A 20,246-nucleotide genomic window follows, 5' to 3' on the forward strand; every position below is an offset into this window, starting at 1 on the left:
CGATCAGCAGACCCTGCATGAAAGAACTGGAACTCATGGACACCTCCTCCTGAATGGATGGTTGAACGCCGGTGTTGCTTTCGAAGCCAACCTCACCTCGGAAGGTTGAGGATGGCTTCACATCACTGCGATCTGGACGTTTGAACCCTAACGGAACTGGCGTCGTTTCGGGACGCAGGGCTGCCGTCACACCGCTCCTGCTGTGGAGCCTCACCCTGCTGCTCTGGCTCCCCTGGCTGGGGAACCAGCCCCTCCGCGACTGGGATGAGGGCCTGGTGGCCACAGTTTCGCGATCCACTGTTTCGCGATCCACCGATGGACTGCTGGCCTTCAAATGGGAGGCGGCCTATCTGAACAAACCGCCGGGCTTGCATTGGCTGATCGGCGGGGCTGTCCAACATTTCGGAGAGGCGGACGGGGTGGTGCGTCTGGTGCCCTGCCTGCTCTCAAGCCTCGCCGTGCCCCTGATCTACTGGCTGCGCTGCGGTCTGAATCCGACACCGGCAACCCCGGACGCACGCCGCCAGCGGGATCGCCGGGCCCTGATGGCGGCGCTGATCCTGATGACCCTGCTGCCGATGGCACGCCATGGTCGGCTGGCGATGCTGGATGGCACCCTCGTGAGTTGCTCCCTGCTGCTCTGGAGCGGCTGGATCACCAGCAGAACAACCCCTTGGCATGCCCTGCTGGCGGGGCTGGGAGGCAGCGGCGTTCTGCTGCTCAAACCGCCGGCGCTGCTGGGATTTCTCCTGATCGCGCTGGCGATCAGCCTCTGGGAACGGCGGCCCTGGCGCACCCCGGCGCTCGGCTGGTTCGGCCTTGGCCTGCTGCCCGGGATCGGATGGCATGGCTGGCACCTGCACCAACGGGGTGCCGATGCCCTGGTGATGTGGGGTGGTCAGGGTCTGGGACGGATCACCGAGGTGGTGGGCGAAAACCAGGGCGCCTGGGTGATGCCGATCACGGAGGTGCTCGAGGGTGGCTGGCCCTGGTTGCTGCTGCTGCCCACGGGGTTGGCCTGGGCCTGGCGCCACCGGCAGCAGAGCAGCGGTCGCTGGGAACTGGGACTGCTGATCGGCAGCGCCGCCCTGGTGCTCCCCCTGCGCACCCAGCTGCCTTGGTACAGCCATCTGCTTTGGGCTCCGATCGCCCTGCTCTGCGGCGAGGGCCTGGCCCAGCTGCTGCAGACGGGCAAGCCGCGCTGGCTGAGCTGGGGCTTTCAGCTTCTCGGAGTGCTCAGCCTTGTGCTGGCTGGATTGACCAGCCTTTTCGCTTCAAGCAATCAGCTGCCGATCGCCGCCCTCCTGCTCGCTGGGCTCGGGCTGCTGATCGGTGGCGCTGGGCTGCGCGGCGCCTCGCTGCGCTCGCGGCACCGCGGACTGGTGGCCGTGCTGGTGGGCTGGGGGCTGGCCCTGCTGATGCTCTGGCAGAGCCAGCTCTGGCTCTGGGAACTGAACGAAAGCTGGGATCCCAGGCCTATCGCCGGTCAGATCCGCCAGCTCCCCGAGGATGCCGTGGTCGTTCTCAAAGGCCCGACCCGTCCGTCGCTGGGCTGGTATGCCGGCCGGGAGTTGCGTCGTTCCAGCGAGACAGACAGCGACACAAGCGCCAACGAGCACTGGCGGGTGAGTCGGCAACAGGAATCCGATTGCGACAAGGTCGGCGCCACCCAGGAGGGGGACTGGGCCCTCTGGCATTGCCCCGCAACACCTTGAAAAACCACAGCCATGAACCAACACCCCCCGCATCGCGCTCCGGCGCCGCCCCCCGGCGCGCTCTGGCTCTGGTCTGTGCTGCTCGGCCTGCTCGCCTGGGGAACTTCAGCCCTGCGCCACGCGCTGCTGCAAAGCAACGCCTACGACCTCGGCCTGTTTGATCAATGGGCCTGGCTGATCGGCTCCGGGCACGTCCCGATCTCGTCGATGGAAGACGTGCATGTGCTGGCCGACCACGGCGCCTGGCTGTTCTATGCCGCCGGCGCAGCCTACGCCCTGCTGCCCTCGGTTCAATCGCTGCTGGCCAGTCAGGCCCTGGCCCTGGGGCTGACGGCGGTACCGATCTGGATGCTCGCCAGCCAGGCAGCCCTGTCGCGGCAACGCTGCTGGCTCGCCTGCGGACTCTGGTGGCTGCAGCCGGTGGTGTTCAACGCCAGCTTGTTCGACATGCATCCGGAAACCTGGGTGATGCCGGCCTTTGCCCTCGCCCTCTGGGCGGAGCGGGCTGAACGGCCCCGGCTCTGGCTGGCGCTGCTGCTGTTGATGCTGGGGGCCCGCGATGGCCTGGTGCTGATCACGGCGGGGATGGCGCTCGATCTGGGCTGGCGACGGCGCTGGCGCTGGAGTGCAAGCGCGGCTGCCCTCTCGGGCCTCTGGCTGCTGCTGCTGAGCCGCTGGCTCTACCCCCTGCTGCGCGATGGCGAGGGGCCGAAAGCGGCTGGGCGCATGTTCAGCCATCTGGGCGGGGCACCGGGCACGGTGCTGCAGAGCATCGACTGGAGCGGCGGAGGCCTGTATCTGCTGCTGCTGGCCTTGCCCTGCCTCTGGCTCTGGCGACGGCGCTCCCTGCCCACCCTGCTGATCGCCGTGCCGCTCTTGCTCACCAACCTGCTGTCGGCATCGCCCAGTTACCGCACCTTGATCCACCACTACAGCCTGCCCCTGGCGGTGGTGGCGGTGGTGGCCGCCATCGATGGCCTCAAGGAAAGGAAAGCCGAAGCGACCCACCCTTTCCCCTGGACCCTCACCTGGGCTGTGGTCTGCTGGTTGGCCCTGGCCAAACCCTGGTTTTTCACCGGCCCCTACCTGGAGCGGCTCAACGTTTTGCAGGACGCCCGATCGGCCATCGCGCAAGTGCAAGCCGACGATGCCGTATTGACCACCAGCTATCTGGTGCCCCACCTGAGCCATCGCCAACAGATTGCGTTTCCCAAAAAAAGCTTCAGCGATGCACTCCAAGGCGACCAGTGGACAACATTGGTGTTGCACCCAGACGACCCCGGCTGGGGTTCAAGCCGCCGCATCCAACAACAGCTGCTCGACATTGCCGCTTCTCAAAACTGGAACTGTCGAGCCTGGCCTTCAGGGCTGACACTCTGCCGCCGCCCTTAAGTGACCAGCACATCAATGCAAAAGAAAAGCCCACCTTGCGGTGGGCATCGAAACGCAATGGCCAACCTCTCGATCAGAGCGCGTTACCACGGGGCAGAACCTCTTCGGGGAAGACGAAGTTTTCGTGCGGCTGATCAGCCGGTGCCATCCAGGCACGCAGACCTTCATTCAGAAGGATGTTCTTGGTGTAGAAGGTCTCGAATTCGGGATCTTCTGCAGCGCGGATTTCCTGTGACACGAAGTCGTAGGCGCGCAGGTTGAGGGCCAGGCCGATGATGCCGATGGAGCTGGTCCACAGGCCCATCACAGGCACGAACAGCATGAAGAAGTGCAGCCAGCGCTTGTTGGAGAAGGCGATCCCGAAGATCTGGCTCCAGAAGCGGTTGGCGGTGACCATCGAATAGGTCTCTTCTTCCTGGGTGGGCTCGAACGCCTTGAAGGTGTTCGACTGCTCACCGTCCTCAAACAAGGTGTTTTCCACGGTGGCGCCATGGATAGCGCAGAGCAGAGCACCGCCAAGGATGCCGGCCACGCCCATCATGTGGAAGGGGTTCAGGGTCCAGTTGTGGAAGCCCTGCAGGAAGAGCAGGAAGCGGAAGATCGCTGCCACACCGAAGCTGGGCGCAAAGAACCAGCTGCTCTGGCCGAGGGGGTACATCAGGAAGACGCTGACGAACACCGCAATCGGACCGGAGAAGGCGATGGCGTTGTAAGGACGGATGCCGACGAGACGGGCGATCTCGAACTGACGCAGCATGAAGCCGATCAGGGCGAAGGCACCGTGGAGAGCCACGAAGGCCCAGAGGCCACCGAGCTGACACCAGCGCACGAAGTCACCCTGGGCCTCAGGGCCCCAGAGCAGCAACAGGCTGTGGCCCATCGCATCAGCGGGGGTGGACACCGCAGCGGTGAGGAAGTTGCAACCTTCCAGGTACGAGGAGGCGATGCCGTGGGTGTACCAGGAGGTAACGAAGGTGGTGCCGGTGAGCCAACCACCGATGGCCAGATAGGCCGTGGGGAAGAGGAGAATGCCGGACCAGCCGACAAAAACGAAGCGGTCGCGCTTGAGCCAGTCATCGAGGACGTCGAACCATCCCCGCTGTGGCGCGCGTCCTACAGCGATCGTCATGAGAGGCGCTTCATGAAGCTTTACGTGCCGAGCCTAAGGGGTGTCGTCCCATCTGTGGGGACGGAGTTCCGGGCAAGCCGCGGCAGTTGAGTGGAAATACTCAGGAGAGCCTGAACGCCTGAGCGAAAGCCTGTGCCGATTGGCGACAATGACAGCAGTGACGTGGATCCGCTGTGTACATCGTTGAATTGGCCTTGAGGATGAGCCCCGTGCCGGTCTCGGTGCAACGCAAGGAACTCCACGATGCCGAGGCCCTCTATCAGCAGGTGCGCCAAAGCATGGAGCAGGGGCAACCAAGGTTGATGGAACTGAGCTGCGAAAAGGTCGATGGCAAGCGGGTGAGCGTGCTCACCAACGACGTTCTCGCTGTGCAGATTTACGAAAAGGCGGCCGCCAGCGGCGGCAGCAAGCGCCCCGGCTTTGCATTTGATTCCTGAGGCTGAGAATGCCTGAGGCCACGGATGAGTCCACACGTCGGGGCAGCGTTCGCATTGAACGCCTGAGCTACAGCTGGCCCTGTGGAACCAGGGCCCTGGACCACTGCAGCCTGGAGATCCCCGGTTCCGGCCTCTGGATGTTGGTGGGCAGCAATGGCAGTGGCAAAAGCACGCTGTTTCGCTTGCTTGCCGGGCTGCTCACGCCGCAGCACGGACGGATCAGCCATCACCTCCGCCCGGCTTTGGTGTTTCAGAACCCCGACCATCAGCTGTTGCTCCCCAGCTGTGGCAGTGAGCTGCTGCTGCATCTGCCGCCAGGCTGCCCGGCCGATCAGCGCCCCCACAGAATTGAACAAGCCCTGGAACAGGTGGGTCTTGCAGGCATGGTGTCTCGTCCGATCCACACCCTCAGCGGCGGCCAGAAACAGCGGCTGGCGATTGCCGGCGCCCTCGCCAGCGAAGCCAGCCTGCTCCTGCTCGACGAACCCACCGCCCTGCTCGACCCCGCCAGCCAGCAGACGGTGCTGGGAACCGTGCAGCAGCTCTGCCATCGCTCCCGGGCCCCCCTCACAGCCCTCTGGGTGACCCATCGGCTCGATGAGCTCGACCATGCCGATGGAGCCGCCCGCATGGAACAGGGACGGATCGGCGCCTGGCAATCAGGCCGCCAGCTGCGGCAACGGCTTCAGGCCCTTGCCGGTCGGCGGGGCTGAGGGGTAAGTTCTTCGGGTGCCATTCCTCGGTAGCTCAGCGGTAGAGCGGTCGACTGTTAATCGATTGGTCGCAGGTTCGAATCCCGCCCGGGGAGCTTCATCACTATTGCCGCAGCCATGAGCTGCGGCTTTTTTTTGGCTAACGATCGCGCGCTTTTTCCTCGACAGGCGGAAAATTCGTCATAAAGGCGACGGGATTCGAAAGACTTTCTGAAGAGCCTTGGAAGGTCTTGACGCCGCCACAGCGGCAAATCCCTTGCCCCGCCTGAGATCAATCACTGAGGGATCGCTCTGTCGCCGCGGTGACCACCCCTGCATGGGCCTACAAATCTTGGGAGAATCCGCACAACGATTGATTCGCGTTTCGTTTCCCTGTTCGCCCGCGTCTGACGTCTGATGAAACCCTGCATCCTGCTGATTGAAGACGACAGGGATATGCGCGAGCTCGTGGGCGGGCACCTCGAGCACAACGGCTTTGATGTGCAACGCGCCGAAGACGGCATCAAGGGTCAGGCCCTAGCGCTGCAGTACTCCCCCGATCTGATCCTGCTCGACCTGATGCTGCCGAAGGTCGATGGCCTCACGCTCTGTCAGCGACTCCGCCGCGATGAACGCACCGCTGGCATCCCGATCCTGATGCTCACGGCCCTGGGCGGCACCAAAGACAAGGTGAGTGGCTTCAACTCCGGTGCCGACGACTACCTCACCAAACCCTTTGACCTCGAAGAACTGCAGGTGAGGATCAAAGCTCTGCTTCGTCGCAGTGATCGGGGGCCCGTCGGCAGCGGAACTCACCAGGAAATCCTCAGCTACGGCCCGCTCACCCTGGTGCCGGAACGTTTCGAGGCGATCTGGTTTGACAATCCCGTGCGCCTCACCCACCTGGAGTTCGAGCTGCTGCACTGCCTGCTGCAGCGTCATGGTCAAACCGTGGCGCCATCGTTGATCCTCAAAGAGGTGTGGGGGTACGAACCAGACGACGACATCGAAACCATCCGGGTGCATGTGCGACACCTGCGCACCAAACTCGAGCCCGATCCGCGCAAACCGCGTTTCATCAAAACCGTGTATGGCGCCGGCTACTGCCTGGAATTACCCACCGGCGCTCAACTTGAAGATCTGGGCGATGTGTTGGCCCAGGCCCGCCAAAACCGCGAGGAGCACGAGCAGGCCAAACGGGCCAGCGCCTGAGGGGTACCCACCCTGATCAGGCGTTCACAACGAGCAGATCCAGCAGCGCCACCTCCCAGGCCAAGCGCGGCTGCACATAGGCCAGCAACTGCTGGCGCAGACGCTGCAACCGTTGCAGATCCTGCTCACGGCCCTGCTGCCGCCAACGCACCTGCTCCCACCAGGCAAGCAGCCAGAGCTGTTGCTCACCATTGAGCTCTTCACTGAGCTCCCGCGCCAGCGCCAGGGCCTCCACCGGTTGTTGTGGCGGCTGCTCCAGCCTCTGACGCAGGGTTTCCGGCACCGCCTGCCATTGCGCAGCGTGATGCAGGAGCGCACCGGGTGATCCCGCTGCCAGGGCGGCCAGATCCGGCTGCTTCAGGGCCTCAAGGGCCGACGACGCCAGCGCTGGATCCAACCGCTCCAGCACCTGATGCATCGCCTCAGCGCTGAGCCTCACAAAACGGATCTGCTGACAGCGCGAACGAATGGTGTCGAGCAACCGCTCGGGGGCCGCCGACACCAGGATCAACAAGCCATGCCCGGGTTCCTCCAGGGTTTTGAGCAGAGCATTCGCTGCGGCCTCCGCCATCGCTTCCGGCTCCTCCAGCACCACGAGACCACGCCGTGCCTCCAGCGGCTGCCGTGCCAGGAAGCGGCCGAGCTCCCGGATCTGCTCCAGACGCACCTGGGGAGGGGAGCGTCGATTCACTCCGGCCTCCTCCGCTTCGGAGCGGGGCACGAGGCGCCCCTGATGGCTGTAGGTGGGTTCCACCCAGAGCAGATCGGGGTGATTGCGGGCCTCCAGACGCCGGCGTTGCCTGGAATCCGGCTCACCATCGGCCAGCACCCCCTCGAGGAAACGGAGCGCCGCCAGGCGACGGCCCACACCGTCGGGGCCATGCAGCAGATAGGCGGGAGCGATCCGGTCGCAGCGGAGGGCCGCCTCGAGCAGAGACACGGCCAGCGGCTGCCCCACCAGGTCGGCAAACAACGCCGTCACAGGCGTGCCCAGCGCCGGGCCTGTTGGCTGAGCAGCGCCTCCAGGGACTCACGCACCTCGGCCAGGGGGCGATCCGCCCGCACCTCCAGCCACCCCTGCTCCGCTGCCTGGGCAGCAAAACCATCCGCCACCCGCTGCAGAAAGGCCAGGCCCGTCGCCTCGATCCGATCGGCACGGCGGCCCCCTCGGCGCTCCACACTCACCGCCACAGGCAGCGAGAGCCAAATGGTGAGATCCGGTGTCAATCCGCCGGTGGCGATCAACGCCAACTGACGGATTAGGGCCTGATCCAATTGGCGCCCAAACCCCTGATAGGCCATGGTCGATCCGGTGAAACGGTCACTGAGCACCCAGTCACCCCGCTCGAGGGCGGGCCGAATCACCTGAGCAACATGCTGGGCTCGATCCGCTGCATAGAGCAGCAACTCCGCCACCGCTTCCGGTGCCGCCGCCTCGGGAGGATGGAGCAGCAGCTCGCGCAGGGCCTGCCCCAGAGCGGTGCCTCCAGGCTCCCGGGTCTGAATCAGGCGAGCCGTTGATGGCATCAACCCACTGATTGGCAACCAGGCGACCAGATGGGCCATCTGGGTGGTTTTGCCACAACCATCAATCCCCTCCAGCACCAGCAGCCGGCCGCGCTGGATGGTCATGGCAGCCGCAGGCTGAGGGCATTGAGCACCACCGTGATCGAGCTGAGGGCCATCAGGAGGGCAGCGAGCGGAGGCGAGAGCAGCACACCGAAACCGGGCAACAACACCCCGGCCGCCACGGGCAGGGCAATCAGGTTGTAACCGAAAGCCCACACAAGGTTCTGACGCACTTTCGCCATCGTGCGGCGCGCGAGCAGCAGCGCTTCGGGGACACCCTCCAAGCGATCGCCGAGCAACACCAGATCAGCCGTGTCTTGAGCGATCTGCGTGCCTGTTCCCACCGCGATCCCCAGATCGGCCGCGGCGAGAGCGGGGGCATCGTTGATGCCATCCCCCACCATCGCCACCGCCCCCTCCGTTCGGAACGCTTCCAACCGTTCCAGCTTCTGCTCGGGCAGGAGTCCCCAGGCCAACTGCTGGGGGCCAAAACCGAGCTCACCACCCAGACGCTCCACCGACTGACGCCGATCGCCACTGAGCATGGCTAGCTGCAACCCTTGATCCGCCAGCCGGCGCACCGCCGTGGCGGCATCGGGCCTGGGGCGGTCATCGACACTGATCAGGGCCAGAAAGCGCGCTTCCAGTGCCACCGCCACCAGGGAAGGGCCCGCTGCCGCCAGCTGGTCGAGCTGCTGCTGTTCGGCCTTCCCCCAGGCCACGCCCTGGCGTTGCAACCACTCGGGTGTGCCAACCAGCACGGTGCCGTCCACTCCTGCGAGGCGGCCGGACACCCCGGCGCCTGGGATGGTGTGGCTGGCTTCCACAGACAGCAGCGGCAGCTGACGGCGCTGGGCCTCCTGAAGCAGGGCGTGGGCCAGGGGATGGCGACTGCTCTGTTCCAGGCTCGCCGCCAGCTGCAAGGCCCGAGACGGATCGTCAACGGCCAGCACTTTGGACACCAGGGGGCGCCCCAGGGTGAGCGTGCCGGTTTTATCGAAGACCACTCGGGAGAGGTCGGCGGCCTGCTCGATCACATCGCCGCCGCGGAACAACCAGCCCTGACGGGCCGCCAAGCCCGAGGCCACGGTGATCACCGTGGGCGTGGCCAGGCCAAGGGCGCAGGGGCAGGCGACCACCAGCACGGCGATCGCCAGCTGGATCGCCAGACCCAGCGGTGTTTCCGCCCCGGCACCCAACGGCGCATGCAAGCCATGGGCCATGCCGTGCTGCATTCCGTTCTGCATGCCATGGCCAGAAGCAAGCAACTCCGGCCAGAGACGGGCGCCGATCCACCACCAGAACAGCAGGGTGATCAGCGCCAGGGACACCACCCCGTAGCAGAAGAGGCCAGCGACCCGATCGGCCAGCCCCTGGATCGGGGCCTTGCGGGCCTGGGCCTGCTCCACCAGAGCGATGATCCGGGCCAGGGCTGTTTCCGCCCCCACCCGCTGCACCTGAAGCACCAGGGGCGCCTCCAGGTTGAGGCTGCCCGAGGAAAGCTCGGTGCCGGGTGCGGCCTCCAAGGGCAGCGGTTCACCCGTGAGGCTCGACACATCCACCGCCGAGCCGCCATCCACCACCAAGCCATCCACCGGCACCCGATCGCCCGCCAACAGCTGCACCCGCTCACCGGGGCGGAGATCGGACACTGGTACTTCCCGCACCGTGCCGTCATCCATCAGCAGCCGCGCCACATTCGGTTGCAGCGACGCCAGCTCCTGCAGGGCACGGCCCGTGCGCAACCGCGCCCTCTCCTCGAGGAATCGCCCCAGCAGCACAAAGCCGAGCAGCATGACCGGCTCATTGAAGAAACAGGGCCAGCCCACCTGGGGCCACAGCAGAGCCACCACACTGGCCAGGTAGGCACTGCCCACCCCGAGAGCCACAAGCGTGTCCATGCTCGGTGCGCCGGCCCGGGCAGCCGCCCAGCCACCCAACAGGATCGACCGGCCCGGACCCAGCAGCGCCACCGTGGCCAAAGCGGCATGAAAGGGCAAGGCACCGAGAATCGGCACCTGGAGTTGGCCGCCTTCGGCCAGATGTCCCAGCACCGACAGCAGCAGGAGTACCAGCGCCACCATCAACTGACGCCACTGGCGCCACCAGCCCCAAAGCCGTTCAGGATCGTCGGCCTCCACAGGAGACACCCCCCTGGGTTTGGCGGGGAAGCCCCGATCGGCAAGGGCCTGGAGCACGGGCTCGAGGCCGTCGTCCCGCCCCGGCCGATCGTCGGCCAGCTGCACCCAGGCGCTGCGGGTGACCAGATTCACGCTCGCGTCGCGCACGCCGGGCTGCTCCAACAGCGTGCGTTCCACCGCGCGCACACAGCCTCCGCATTTCATCCCTTCCACATCCAGCAGCACGGTGCCGCTGGAGGCACCAGGCCCAGACGGTGTGAGCCTGGACGCGGCAGGCGACGAAGTGGGGGCCGGATGGGTGGTCACCAGCGGGGCTCAGATCAACGTTAACAGGCTCACCACGCTAGGCAGGCCTGGTTGCCCCAGGATGGAGGCACCTGAGCAGGCGCGCCGTGCCCCGCAGCAATCGCAACGACAACTTCATCGACAAAAGCTTCACGGTGATGGCCGATCTGATCGTGAAGCTGCTGCCGATCAATGCACGCGCGAAGGAGGCCTACGTGTATTACCGCGATGGTCTCTCGGCCCAGAACGACGGCGATTACGCCGAAGCTCTGGAGAATTACGAAGAGAGTCTGAAGCTGGAGGACAACCCGATCGATCGCGGCGAAACCCTCAAGAACATGGCGATCATCTACATGAGCAACGGCGAGGAAGAGCGGGCGCTGGAGACCTATCAGAAAGCACTTGATGAAAACCCCAAGCAACCGTCCTGCCTCAAGAACATGGGCCTCATCTACGAGAAACGGGGCCGCACGGCGGAAGAGGAAGGGCGACGCGACGACGCCGACCGCTGGTTCGACCGCGCCGCCGATGTGTGGACCCAGGCCGTGCGCCTCAATCCGGGTGGCTATCTCGACATCGAGAACTGGCTCAAGTCGACGGGCCGCAGCAACGTGGATGTGTATTTCTGAGGATCAGGCGCGATCGTCGGCCGGATCCACGCCGAGAGCCAGCACCAGGGCTTCCGTGATCCGAGCCGCTTCCAACAGTTCGAGATCCAGGGCCGCCGCTGCAGCGCCGAGTCCGCTGCCCCTGGGCACCACGGCCCGCCGGAAGCCGAGTCGGGCCGCCTCCTGCAGGCGCAACTCCAGCTGCGTCACCGGACGCAGCTGGCCTCCGAGCCCTAGCTCCCCCAGCAACACGGTGCCGGCCGGCAGGGTGAGATCGCGATAACTGGCCACCACGGCGGCCGCTACCCCCAAATCCGCGGCCGGTTCCTCCACCTCGAGCCCGCCGGCCACGGCGAGATAGCAGTCGAAGCGCGAGAGGGGCAACCCCATGTGCTTTTCGAGCACCGCCAGGATCTGATGCAGGCGATTCACAGCAATGCCGGTGGCGGTGCGGCGCGGACTGGCATAGCTGGTGGTGCTGACCAACGACTGCAGATCCACCACCAGCGGCCGTGTGCCTTCGCAGGCCACGATCGTGGCCACACCGCTGGCCTGATCACCACTGAGAAACAGCTCGCTCGGATTGCCCACTTCCGCCAGGCCCTGCCCACGCATCTCGAACACGCCCAGTTCGTGGGTGGCACCGAAGCGGTTCTTCACGGCCCGCAGCAGCCGGTGGCTGGCGAAGCGATCCCCCTCGAAGGTGAGCACCGCGTCCACCAGATGCTCGAGCACCTTGGGCCCGGCCAGCACCCCTTCCTTGGTGACGTGCCCCACCAGCAACAGGGCCGTGTTCTGGCGTTTGGCGAGTCGTTGCAGAGCGGCGGCGCACTCCCGCACCTGGGCCACGGAGCCCGGAGCGCTGGACAGCTCCCCATCGTGGAGGGCCTGAATGCTGTCGATGATCGCCACATCCGGCTGCAGCGCCTCCAGTTCCTCGAGCACCAGCTCGAGATCGGTCTCGGCCAGGAGCTGCAGGCTCTGAACGGCCTCCACCCCCACCGGATCCTGCAGGCGCTGCCAACGCAGCTTCACCTGCGCCGCAGACTCCTCCGCACTCACGTAGAGCACCGAGCGCTGCACAGCCATCGCCGCAGCGCTCTGCAGCAGCAAGGTGCTCTTGCCGATGCCGGGATCGCCGCCCACCAGCACCAGAGAACCGGGCACGACGCCACCGCCGAGCACGCGATCCAGTTCTCCATAGCCACTCGCCAAGCGCTGCAGAGGCTGATCCGCGAGCGCATCGATGGCCATGGACCGGCGCGCTGTCGGTGTGGTCGCCGGATCGGCGGAAGCCCGCCGGCGACGGCCGTCAGATTTGGGCGCAGCCTGCTCCACCAGGGAGTTCCAGCTCCCACAGCTGTTGCAGCGACCGAAGAACTGACGGGTCTGGGCCCCGCAGCTCTGGCAAACAAAGAAGGAGCGCGACCGTGACACGTCGAACTGTGAAGAAACTTGGCGCTGAGTGAATGATGGGCACCCCCATCAACTTATGTGTGACGAGATCTTGTAATGGCTGCTGATCACATGACAGCCTCCGGTTCTGCCAAGGAAACCATCCTGGTCGTCGATGACGAGGCCAGCATCAGGCGGATCCTGGAGACGCGCCTGTCGATGATCGGTTACAACGTCATCACTGCCAGCGACGGCAACGAGGCCCTCGAGTGCTTCCGCGCCAGTGAACCGGATCTGGTGGTGCTCGACGTGATGATGCCGAAGCTCGACGGCTACGGCGTCTGCCAGGAGCTGCGCAAGGAATCGGATGTGCCGATCGTGATGCTCACCGCCCTGGGCGATGTGGCCGACCGGATCACGGGGCTGGAGCTCGGTGCCGATGACTATGTGGTGAAGCCCTTCAGTCCCAAGGAGCTGGAGGCCCGCATCCGCTGCGTGCTGCGCCGGGTCGACAAGGAGCAGGTGGCGGGTATCCCCAATTCCGGCGTGATCCAGGTGGCCGACCTGCGCATCGACACCAACAAACGCCAGGTGTTCCGTGGCGATGAGCGGATCCGACTCACCGGAATGGAATTCAGCCTTCTGGAGCTGCTGGTGAGCCGCTCAGGCGAGCCCTTCAGCCGCGGTGAAATTCTCAAGGAAGTCTGGGGCTACACCCCGGAACGCCATGTGGATACGCGGGTGGTGGATGTTCATATCTCCCGACTTCGCTCCAAACTGGAAGACGATCCGGCCAACCCCGAGTTGATCCTCACGGCTCGCGGCACCGGCTATCTGTTCCAGCGCATCGTCGACTCCGTTGCCTCCGAAGGACCCTGACTCCGCCGCGACCTCCTCGCCCCGGAGCAAACCCCGCCGATCCCGCGCCGTGCGACGGCTGGTGATCTGGTATCGACGCAACGCTGCCGTCACCAGCCTGGTGGGCACCGCCGCCACATCCGCCAGTGCCGCAGGAACGGCAGCCGGCCAGGTGGCCGGTTCGGTCGGCTCCATGGCGGGAACGGTGGTGTCCAGCGCCGGGACGATGGCCGGCAGCATGCTGCAGCCGCTGGTCTTCGATCCCCTGCGACGACTGCAGGGTGGTAGCGGCACCGACGATGCGGTGATCGAGGACAGCGCCCGACTCTGGGTGGCCGTGGATGGCATGGGCGGTGACCATGCCCCGGGCCCGATCCTGGAGGGCTGCCTGGAGGCGATCGAGCGACTGCCGCTGCGGATTCGCTTTGTGGGAGAAACCGATCGAGTGCTGGCGGCCGCGGCCGCCATGGACCTGAGCGATGCCCTGGAGCAGGCGATCGCCCTGGGCCATCTGGAACTGGTGGCCAGCGGCCCCTCGATCGGCATGCATGAAGAGGCCACCACCGTGCGCCGCAAGCGGACAGCCAGCATCAACGTGGCCATGGACCTGGTGAAACGCGGCGAGGCGCTGGCGGTGTATTCCGCCGGGAATTCCGGTGCCGTGATGGCGTCAGCGATCTTCCGCTTGGGGCGGCTCGCCGGCATCGATCGACCGGCGATCGGCGCCCTGTTCCCCACCAAGGATCCAGGCCAGCCCGTGCTGGTACTCGATGTGGGCGCCAACATGGATTGCAAGCCCGCCTACCTGCACCAGTTCGCCCTGCTGGGCAACATCTATTGCCGCGATGTGCTGCAGGTGAAGCAGCCCCGCATCGGACTGCTCAACATCGGCGAGGAGGAGTGCAAGGGCAATGATCTCGCCCTGCGCACCCATGCGCTGCTCAAGGAGGAGTCGCGCCTGCATTTCGCCGGCAACTGTGAAGGCCGCGACGTGCTCTCCGGTGCCTTTGATGTGGTGGTCTGCGACGGCTTCACCGGCAACGTGCTGCTGAAATTCCTCGAGTCGGTGGGCAGCGTGCTGCTCGATGTGCTCAGGGCGGAGTTGCCACGGGGGCGGCGCGGCAAGGTGGGCTCCGCGTTCCTGCGCAGCAATCTGAAGCGCATCAAGAAGCGCTTGGACCACGCCGAACACGGAGGCGCCCTGCTGCTGGGGGTGAATGGCATCTGCGTGATCGGTCACGGCAGCAGCCGGGCCCTTTCGGTGCTGAGTGCCCTGCGGCTGGCCCACTCGGCCGCCAGCCATGGCGTGATGGACGACCTCGCCGCCCTCGGCGAGCCAAAGCAGGCCGTGCAGGCCTGACTGTGGTTGACTGACGCCGACCCTGCGACCGTGTCTCTTGGCTGGATCAGCTCCACTCTCCGGTGCGACCGGTGGCGTGGCCCTGGTGGCCAGCGGCAGCGCCAAGGGTGAGCAGACGATCCGAAACGAGCAGCTCGGGCTGCGGGTCGACACCAACGATGAATGGATCCGCAGCCGCACCGGCATTCGTGAGCGCTGCATCTGCGGACCACAGCAGAGCCTGGCCGACCTGAGCCACGAGGCAGGCGATGCAGCGCTGACCATGGCTGGCTGGTCGCCCGAGAGTGTCGACCTGGTGCTGCTCGCCACCTCCACTCCCGACGACCTTTTCGGCACAGCACCCAAAGTGCAGGCGCTGCTCGGCGCCAGGCAGGCCGTGGCCTTTGACCTCACGGCCGCCTGCAGCGGTTTTCTGTTCGCTCTGGTCACCGCTGCCCAGTTCCTGCGCACCGGGGCGATGCGCCGAGTGCTGGTAATCGGGGCGGATCAACTGAGCCGCTGGGTCGACTGGGATGACCGCCGCACCTGCGTGCTCTTCGGTGATGCGGCCGGCGCGGTCGCGCTCGAAGCCACCACACCGGCCGAGGATGGGTTACTCGGCTTTGCCTTACGGAGCGATGGCCTTCGGGGCGACTGCCTCAACCTCTCCCAACATCAGCAGCGACAAGCATTGGTGGACGGCACCAGCCATCAGGTGGGGGGCTTTGCACCGATCAGCATGAACGGGCAGGAGGTGTATAAGTTCGCGGTGCGCGAGGTGCCGGCGATTCTTCATCACCTCCTGCAAAGCACAGAGACGGCAGCAGACAGCCTCGACTGGCTGCTGCTGCATCAAGCCAACCAGCGCATCCTCGATGCGGTGGCCGATCGCTTCAAACTTCCCCACGCCAAGGTGCTCAGCAACCTGGCCCACTACGGCAACACCTCCGCCGCCACGATTCCGCTGATGCTCGACGAAGCGGTCCGTGACGGGCGCATCCAACCCGGCCATCGGATCGCCAGCAGTGGCTTTGGCGCAGGACTCAGCTGGGGCGCCGCCCTGTTCCGCTGGCAAGGCCCCTCGTAGGCTCGCCGCACAGCTGCGCTTGGTTGATGTCGATCGCCTGGGTGTTTCCCGGTCAGGGTTCTCAGAAGACCGGGATGGCCGATCCCGTGCTCAACCTTCCCGGCGCCGAGGAACGCTTCGCCCTCGCCTCACGCCTGCTCGGACGCGATCTGCTGGCGATCTGTCGGGGCGAGCCCGGCAGTGACGATCCCGAACGGCACGGGCCCAACGATCTCAACGACACCCGCAACACCCAACCGGCCCTGTTTGTGGTCGAATCGCTGATCGTGGACGAACTGCGGCGGCAGCAGCGCGAGCCGGCTCTGGTGGCTGGCCACAGCCTGGGGGAGCTGGTGGCGCTCTACGCCGCTGAGGTTTTTGATGCCGCCACCGGGCTGGAGCTGATGCTGCGCCGCTCCGAGCTGATGGCCGCCGCCGGGGGTGGCGCCATGACTGCCGTGATCGGCTTCGACCGCGATCAACTCCTGGCGCTGGTGGCCGCCAACGACGCTGTGGTGATCGCCAACGACAACAGCGCCGCCCAGGTTGTGCTCTCCGGCACCCCGGAGGCCCTGCAGCACGTGAGTGAGCAGCTGACCTGCAAACGGGCCATTCCCCTGGCCGTCTCCGGGGCGTTTCACTCGCCGTTCATGGCGGAAGCCGCCGAAGCCTTCGCCAGCCACCTCGAGGCTGTCGCCTTCGAAGACGCTCGCTTCCCGGTGCTGAGCAACACCGATCCAACCCCCAGCTGCGATGCCGCCGTGCTCAAGCAACGCCTCCGGCAGCAGATGACCACCGGGGTGCGCTGGCGGGACACCATGGCGGCGATGCAAGCCGCCTCGATCGACACCATGGTGGAGATCGGGCCTGGCAACGTGCTCAGCGGCTTGGCGAAGCGCTCCATGCCGGGAGTGACGCTCAGCTCCCTGGCCGGAGCGGCCGATCTGGGGCTCTGATCCTTGGCACTCCCCGTTCCCAGGCCAGGGTCTGCAGCACCGGTGCTGCTCACGCCGCGGCCGAGCCTCACCTATCGCCTGGTGAGCTCAATGCTCGTCTTTCCCGTGTTCCGCGGTCTGTTCAGAGGCCGCACCGTGGGGAACGAGAATGTGCCGATGCAGGGCCCTGTTGTGGTGGTGGCGAACCATGGCTCCCATCTGGATCCGCCGCTGCTGGGCCATGCCCTCGGGCGTCCGGTCGCCTTCATGGCCAAATCGGAACTGTTTGACGTTCCGGTGCTGGGGCCGATTATCCGCGCCTGCGGCGCCTACCCCGTGCGGCGCGGAGCCAGTGATCGCGAGGCAATCCGCACCGCCACGGCCCGCCTCGAGCAGGGATGGGCCACCGGCGTGTTTCTGGACGGCACCCGCCAAGCCAATGGCCGGGTCAATGAGCCGATGCCAGGCGCTGCCCTGCTCGCCGCCCGCAGTGGCGCCCCCCTCCTCCCCGTGGCGATCGTGAACAGCCACAGAGCCTGGGGCCCGGGCCAGAGGCGCCTGCGCGCCGTGCCGATCCTGCTCCGAATCGGCACCCCGATCCCGGCTCCAGCCAGTCGCCGCAAACCCGATCTGGAAGCCACCACCCGGGAACTCCAGCAACGGATCAACGGCCTGCTCGATCAGGGCCTCCTGGATCAAGGTCTGCTGGGCCAGGGTCTGCCGGGCCGGCCCCCCCACTGAGCCATCGCCCCCACGACATCCGCGCCCAGGGTTTGAGATCCCGACCGGTGAGCACCCAGGCGAGAGCGCGCAGACCATCGCCCACCTGCTTCCCCAGGCTCTCCTCGAGGCAACGGGGCGCACAGGCCACCGGCACGGCGGTGAGGCGGATGCCCCGACTGCCAGCCACCAGCCGCCCCACCACGATCGCCCGGGGCAGATGGTCGCGACTGGTGACCAAAAGCACGTGTTGCACGCCCTCACGCTTGAGATCATCCACCAGAGAGGTGAAGTTGCCCAGGGTGTCTTTGGCCCGGTAATCCAGGCGCACCCGGCTCTGGCTCAGGCCCTCGCGATCCATCAGCCAATGGGCGTATTCGGGATTGCTGCCGCCACTCACCACCACAGGAAGTGCGAGGCGACGGCCAAGCTGCAGACCGGCCTTTTCCCGATCCACATCGCCGCCCAGCACCAAAACGCGCTGGGGAGGCTGACGCGTGAACCAGGCCTGGCGATAGGGCCGCAACGGCCAGGCGCTGAGCGCGCCGAGCAGCGCCGCGGCGCTCAGGATCACAAGGCGGCGCCCCATCGGCTCACACCACACCCACCGGCGACATGGGATACAGGGGGAGTACCTCCGACCAGGCGGCCGGGAGCCGCTGCTGATCGGCCTGGTAACAGAGAGCGAGCAGATGCTGCACATCCGCTTCCACGCCCGTTGCCATGGGCAGGGCCGGACGGGGCTGGGCATCAGCAGCGAGCAGGCGAGGAGCCTCCAGCTCCACCGCACCGAGCTCAGCCGGGTTGCAGCGATAGCAGCCGCCGACGCGACCGCGGCGAGGCAGGTCTTGCACGATCCAGAACGGTTGCACCGGATCGAAGCAATCGACCCCGGCCGCAGCATCTCGGGCTAGCCGGGGCGCCATCAGGGCAAAGCTGCTCACCCCATCGAGGGGAACCTGCAGCTGCTGCGCCAGGGTGCGCGCCATCACCACCGTCAATCGGGTGCCGGTGAACCCGCCCGGCCCTGTGGCCACCGCCAGGCGAGTGATTGACGACCACTGCTCAGACGGCAGCAGCAGCTGCACGGCCGGGATCAGATCGTTGGTCAGTCGGCGGCCACAGGAAAGCACGAGATGACGCCGCGTGTCGGAGGGGTGGTCGGCGTCGAGCACGGCCACCCCAAGATCGGGGGTCGAACTGTGCAGCGCCAGGAGCCAGCGGGTCATGGAGGGAGCTTCGCACCCGGACGCAGACGCTGCCAGCGCCCAGGCTCAGCCTCAAAGCTGTCGCAGGCGCGGACGTCCCACTCCACCCCCACACGCCCGCCCTCCAGATCGCGCACGCTGATGTGAATCCGGGGCTTTCGGGGCTCCAGATCCGGAGCCGGATTGAGGTGCTCGGCTCCGTGCTGCCGCTCCACCGCGTGATAGGCCTGGCAGCGATCCACCCAGCGGCAATCCACGCAGATGCACATGCCTCGCCATGCCGCTGAGCCATCCATTCTGGAGGCGGAGCCCCGCGCATGGGCCTCGCTGCTCTGGCAGCGGTTGGCACCGGAGCGCTGGCCGATCCCACTCACGGCCCTGCCACCGGGCGCGGCCCTCGTGGGGGGAGCGATCCGAGATGGACTGATCGGGCGGCTGCGCCCCCAACCGGATCTCGATCTGGTGGTACCCGAGAGCGCCCTGGAGCTCACCGCCCAGCTGGCCCAAGAGCATGGCGGCGCCTGCGTGGTGCTCGATGCCCAACGCGACATGGCCCGCCTGGTGCTGAAGGGCTGGACCCTCGATCTGGCCCGGCAGGACGGGGCCGACCTGGAGGCGGATCTGTGGCGGCGGGATTTCCGGCTCAATGCGATCGCCCTGGTGGTGGATTCCCAGCCCCAGTTGCTCGATCCCACCGGCGGCCTCGACGATCTACGCGCCGGGCGCCTCTCGGCCATCCATGAAAACAACCTGATCGACGATCCGCTGAGGCTGCTGCGAGGCGTGCGACTGCTGGCGGAACTGTCCTTCAGCATCGACACCGCCACCATGGCGATGCTCAGGCGGCAGCGCGCCCTGCTGCCCAGGGCGGCACCGGAGCGCATTCAGGCGGAACTGCTGCGGCTGGTGGCAGGCCCCCAGGCCGACCAGGCCCTGGAGGTGCTCGACAAGCTCCAACTGCTGAGGCCTTGGCAGGAGCTGGAGGGGCCGCCACCGGCAGCTCTGCCGGTGCGGGGGGCTGGCCTGCAACAGGCCGCCGCGGCCCTCAACCCAGACGAACGCGACCACGCCTTGCCCCTGCTCCGGCTCACCGCCTGCCTGGGGGATCAGGGACTGCAGAGCCTGCGCTTCAGCAAAAAACAGTGGCAACGCTGTGCCCGGCTGCGTCACTGGCTGACACGCCTGGAGGAAGCGGCATTCGACACGCTTCCTGAACTTGAACGCCTCCAGCTGCATCTGGAGCTGGAAGACGACCTACCAGCCTTGATTCTGCAACTGCCCCCCGAGAGGCGAGATCACTGGTTGATGCGCTGGCGGGATGACACTGACCCTTTATTCCATCCCCGAGCCGCTCTGGATGGACGCACCCTGCAACGCGAACTGGAGCTGCCCCAGGGCCCCCTGCTGGGGCGACTGCTGCATCACCTCAAGCGTGAACGCGCCTTCGGGCGCATTCACGATCGCGAGGACAGCCTCGCCGCAAGCCGGACATGGCTGAAGCTTCAATGTGATTGACTGGCCTTTCAATGACGACCCCGATCGGCC

The 20,246-nt window shown here is 66.3% G+C and carries 20 protein-coding genes and 1 tRNA gene; 13 read left to right on the forward strand and 8 right to left on the reverse strand.

Features of this window, described 5'->3' with window-relative positions; all coding sequences use genetic code 11:
- Positions 1 to 140: 140 nt before the first annotated feature.
- Entirely contained in the window at positions 141 to 1,715 is a 1,575-nt protein-coding gene (locus SynWH8101_RS12560; RefSeq protein WP_130130039.1) for a glycosyltransferase family 39 protein, read from the forward strand.
- Positions 1,716 to 1,727: 12 nt separating this feature from the next.
- Positions 1,728 to 3,107 (forward strand): DUF2079 domain-containing protein, encoded by a 1,380-nt coding sequence (locus SynWH8101_RS12565; RefSeq protein ID WP_254427974.1) that lies wholly within the window; start codon positions 1,728 to 1,730, stop codon positions 3,105 to 3,107.
- Positions 3,108 to 3,180: 73 nt separating this feature from the next.
- Here SynWH8101_RS12565 and psbD read toward each other — a convergent pair whose 3' ends face one another.
- Complete coding sequence (gene psbD, locus SynWH8101_RS12570) at positions 3,181 to 4,236, reverse strand: photosystem II D2 protein (photosystem q(a) protein) (protein WP_007100314.1); 1,056 nt, start codon at positions 4,234 to 4,236, stop codon at positions 3,181 to 3,183.
- A gap of 173 nt (positions 4,237 to 4,409) precedes the next feature.
- Between psbD and SynWH8101_RS12575 the strand changes: the two genes are divergently transcribed.
- From SynWH8101_RS12575 to SynWH8101_RS12590, 4 genes are all read left to right on the forward strand, one after another.
- Positions 4,410 to 4,673: a hypothetical protein gene (locus tag SynWH8101_RS12575; RefSeq protein WP_130130040.1), complete on the forward strand. Its 264-nt coding sequence runs from the start codon at positions 4,410 to 4,412 to the stop codon at positions 4,671 to 4,673.
- Positions 4,674 to 4,681: 8 nt separating this feature from the next.
- Complete coding sequence (locus SynWH8101_RS12580) at positions 4,682 to 5,386, forward strand: ABC transporter ATP-binding protein (protein ID WP_130130041.1); 705 nt, start codon at positions 4,682 to 4,684, stop codon at positions 5,384 to 5,386.
- Between the two features lie 23 nt (positions 5,387 to 5,409).
- A tRNA-Asn gene (locus SynWH8101_RS12585) sits at positions 5,410 to 5,481 on the forward strand.
- Between the two features lie 301 nt (positions 5,482 to 5,782).
- On the forward strand, positions 5,783 to 6,577 hold the full coding sequence (locus SynWH8101_RS12590) for a response regulator transcription factor (protein WP_130130042.1): 795 nt from the start codon (positions 5,783 to 5,785) through the stop codon (positions 6,575 to 6,577).
- A 16-nt stretch (positions 6,578 to 6,593) separates the two neighbouring features.
- Here the strand turns inward: SynWH8101_RS12590 and SynWH8101_RS12595 are convergent, their stop codons facing one another.
- The 3 genes from SynWH8101_RS12595 to SynWH8101_RS12605 are packed head-to-tail and all read right to left on the reverse strand — an operon-like array spanning position 6,594 to position 10,512.
- Positions 6,594 to 7,559, reverse strand: coding sequence for a DNA polymerase III subunit delta' (locus tag SynWH8101_RS12595; RefSeq protein WP_130130043.1), 966 nt, complete (start codon positions 7,557 to 7,559; stop codon positions 6,594 to 6,596).
- Positions 7,556 to 8,209 carry a dTMP kinase gene (gene tmk / locus SynWH8101_RS12600; protein WP_130130044.1) on the reverse strand — a complete coding sequence of 218 codons (654 nt, stop codon included), beginning with the start codon at positions 8,207 to 8,209 and terminating at the stop codon, positions 7,556 to 7,558. The genes SynWH8101_RS12595 and tmk overlap by 4 nt, the downstream gene beginning before the upstream one ends.
- Complete coding sequence (locus tag SynWH8101_RS12605; protein ID WP_255423197.1) at positions 8,206 to 10,512, reverse strand: cation-translocating P-type ATPase; 2,307 nt, start codon at positions 10,510 to 10,512, stop codon at positions 8,206 to 8,208. Before SynWH8101_RS12605 ends, tmk begins: the two co-directional genes overlap by 4 nt.
- A 167-nt stretch (positions 10,513 to 10,679) precedes the next feature.
- On the opposite strand from SynWH8101_RS12605, the gene SynWH8101_RS12610 reads away from it, so the two are divergent.
- Complete coding sequence (locus tag SynWH8101_RS12610) at positions 10,680 to 11,201, forward strand: photosystem I assembly protein Ycf3 (RefSeq protein ID WP_130130045.1); 522 nt, start codon at positions 10,680 to 10,682, stop codon at positions 11,199 to 11,201.
- A 3-nt stretch (positions 11,202 to 11,204) separates the two neighbouring features.
- Here SynWH8101_RS12610 and radA read toward each other — a convergent pair whose 3' ends face one another.
- Entirely contained in the window at positions 11,205 to 12,617 is a 1,413-nt protein-coding gene (gene radA / locus SynWH8101_RS12615; RefSeq protein ID WP_130130046.1) for a DNA repair protein RadA, read from the reverse strand.
- Between the two features lie 90 nt (positions 12,618 to 12,707).
- Here radA and rpaB point away from each other — a divergent pair, with 90 nt between their 5' ends.
- The 5 genes from rpaB (at position 12,708) to SynWH8101_RS12640 (ending at position 17,514) form a co-directional block, all read left to right on the forward strand.
- Positions 12,708 to 13,454, forward strand: a complete 747-nt coding sequence (rpaB, locus tag SynWH8101_RS12620; RefSeq protein ID WP_130130047.1) for a response regulator transcription factor RpaB — start codon at positions 12,708 to 12,710, stop codon at positions 13,452 to 13,454.
- On the forward strand, positions 13,435 to 14,793 hold the full coding sequence (gene plsX, locus SynWH8101_RS12625) for a phosphate acyltransferase PlsX (protein ID WP_130130048.1): 1,359 nt from the start codon (positions 13,435 to 13,437) through the stop codon (positions 14,791 to 14,793). The genes rpaB and plsX overlap by 20 nt, the downstream gene beginning before the upstream one ends.
- 37 nt (positions 14,794 to 14,830) lie before the next feature.
- Positions 14,831 to 15,859 carry a beta-ketoacyl-ACP synthase III gene (locus SynWH8101_RS12630; RefSeq protein ID WP_130130049.1) on the forward strand — a complete coding sequence of 343 codons (1,029 nt, stop codon included), beginning with the start codon at positions 14,831 to 14,833 and terminating at the stop codon, positions 15,857 to 15,859.
- Positions 15,860 to 15,885: 26 nt separating this feature from the next.
- On the forward strand, positions 15,886 to 16,794 hold the full coding sequence (fabD, locus tag SynWH8101_RS12635; RefSeq protein WP_130130050.1) for an ACP S-malonyltransferase: 909 nt from the start codon (positions 15,886 to 15,888) through the stop codon (positions 16,792 to 16,794).
- A gap of 90 nt (positions 16,795 to 16,884) precedes the next feature.
- Positions 16,885 to 17,514 carry a 1-acyl-sn-glycerol-3-phosphate acyltransferase gene (locus tag SynWH8101_RS12640; protein ID WP_254428129.1) on the forward strand — a complete coding sequence of 210 codons (630 nt, stop codon included), beginning with the start codon at positions 16,885 to 16,887 and terminating at the stop codon, positions 17,512 to 17,514.
- Here SynWH8101_RS12640 and SynWH8101_RS12645 read toward each other — a convergent pair.
- The 3 genes from SynWH8101_RS12645 to SynWH8101_RS12655 are packed head-to-tail and all read right to left on the reverse strand — an operon-like array spanning position 17,438 to position 18,970.
- Positions 17,438 to 18,082: a YdcF family protein gene (locus SynWH8101_RS12645; protein ID WP_130130052.1), complete on the reverse strand. Its 645-nt coding sequence runs from the start codon at positions 18,080 to 18,082 to the stop codon at positions 17,438 to 17,440. The two genes, SynWH8101_RS12640 and SynWH8101_RS12645, sit on opposite strands and share 77 nt — an antisense overlap.
- A gap of 4 nt (positions 18,083 to 18,086) precedes the next feature.
- Positions 18,087 to 18,722: a tRNA (adenosine(37)-N6)-threonylcarbamoyltransferase complex dimerization subunit type 1 TsaB gene (gene tsaB, locus SynWH8101_RS12650; protein ID WP_130130053.1), complete on the reverse strand. Its 636-nt coding sequence runs from the start codon at positions 18,720 to 18,722 to the stop codon at positions 18,087 to 18,089.
- Entirely contained in the window at positions 18,719 to 18,970 is a 252-nt protein-coding gene (locus SynWH8101_RS12655) for a Ycf34 family protein (RefSeq protein ID WP_007101400.1), read from the reverse strand. The genes tsaB and SynWH8101_RS12655 overlap by 4 nt, the downstream gene beginning before the upstream one ends.
- On the opposite strand from SynWH8101_RS12655, the gene SynWH8101_RS12660 reads away from it, so the two are divergent.
- Positions 18,969 to 20,216, forward strand: coding sequence for a CCA tRNA nucleotidyltransferase (locus SynWH8101_RS12660; RefSeq protein WP_130130054.1), 1,248 nt, complete (start codon positions 18,969 to 18,971; stop codon positions 20,214 to 20,216). The genes SynWH8101_RS12655 and SynWH8101_RS12660 overlap by 2 nt on opposite strands.
- The last annotated feature ends 30 nt before the right edge of the window (positions 20,217 to 20,246 follow it).

It is taken from the genome of Synechococcus sp. WH 8101 (assembly GCF_004209775.1).
Taxonomy (GTDB): Bacteria; Cyanobacteriota; Cyanobacteriia; order PCC-6307; family Cyanobiaceae; genus Synechococcus_C.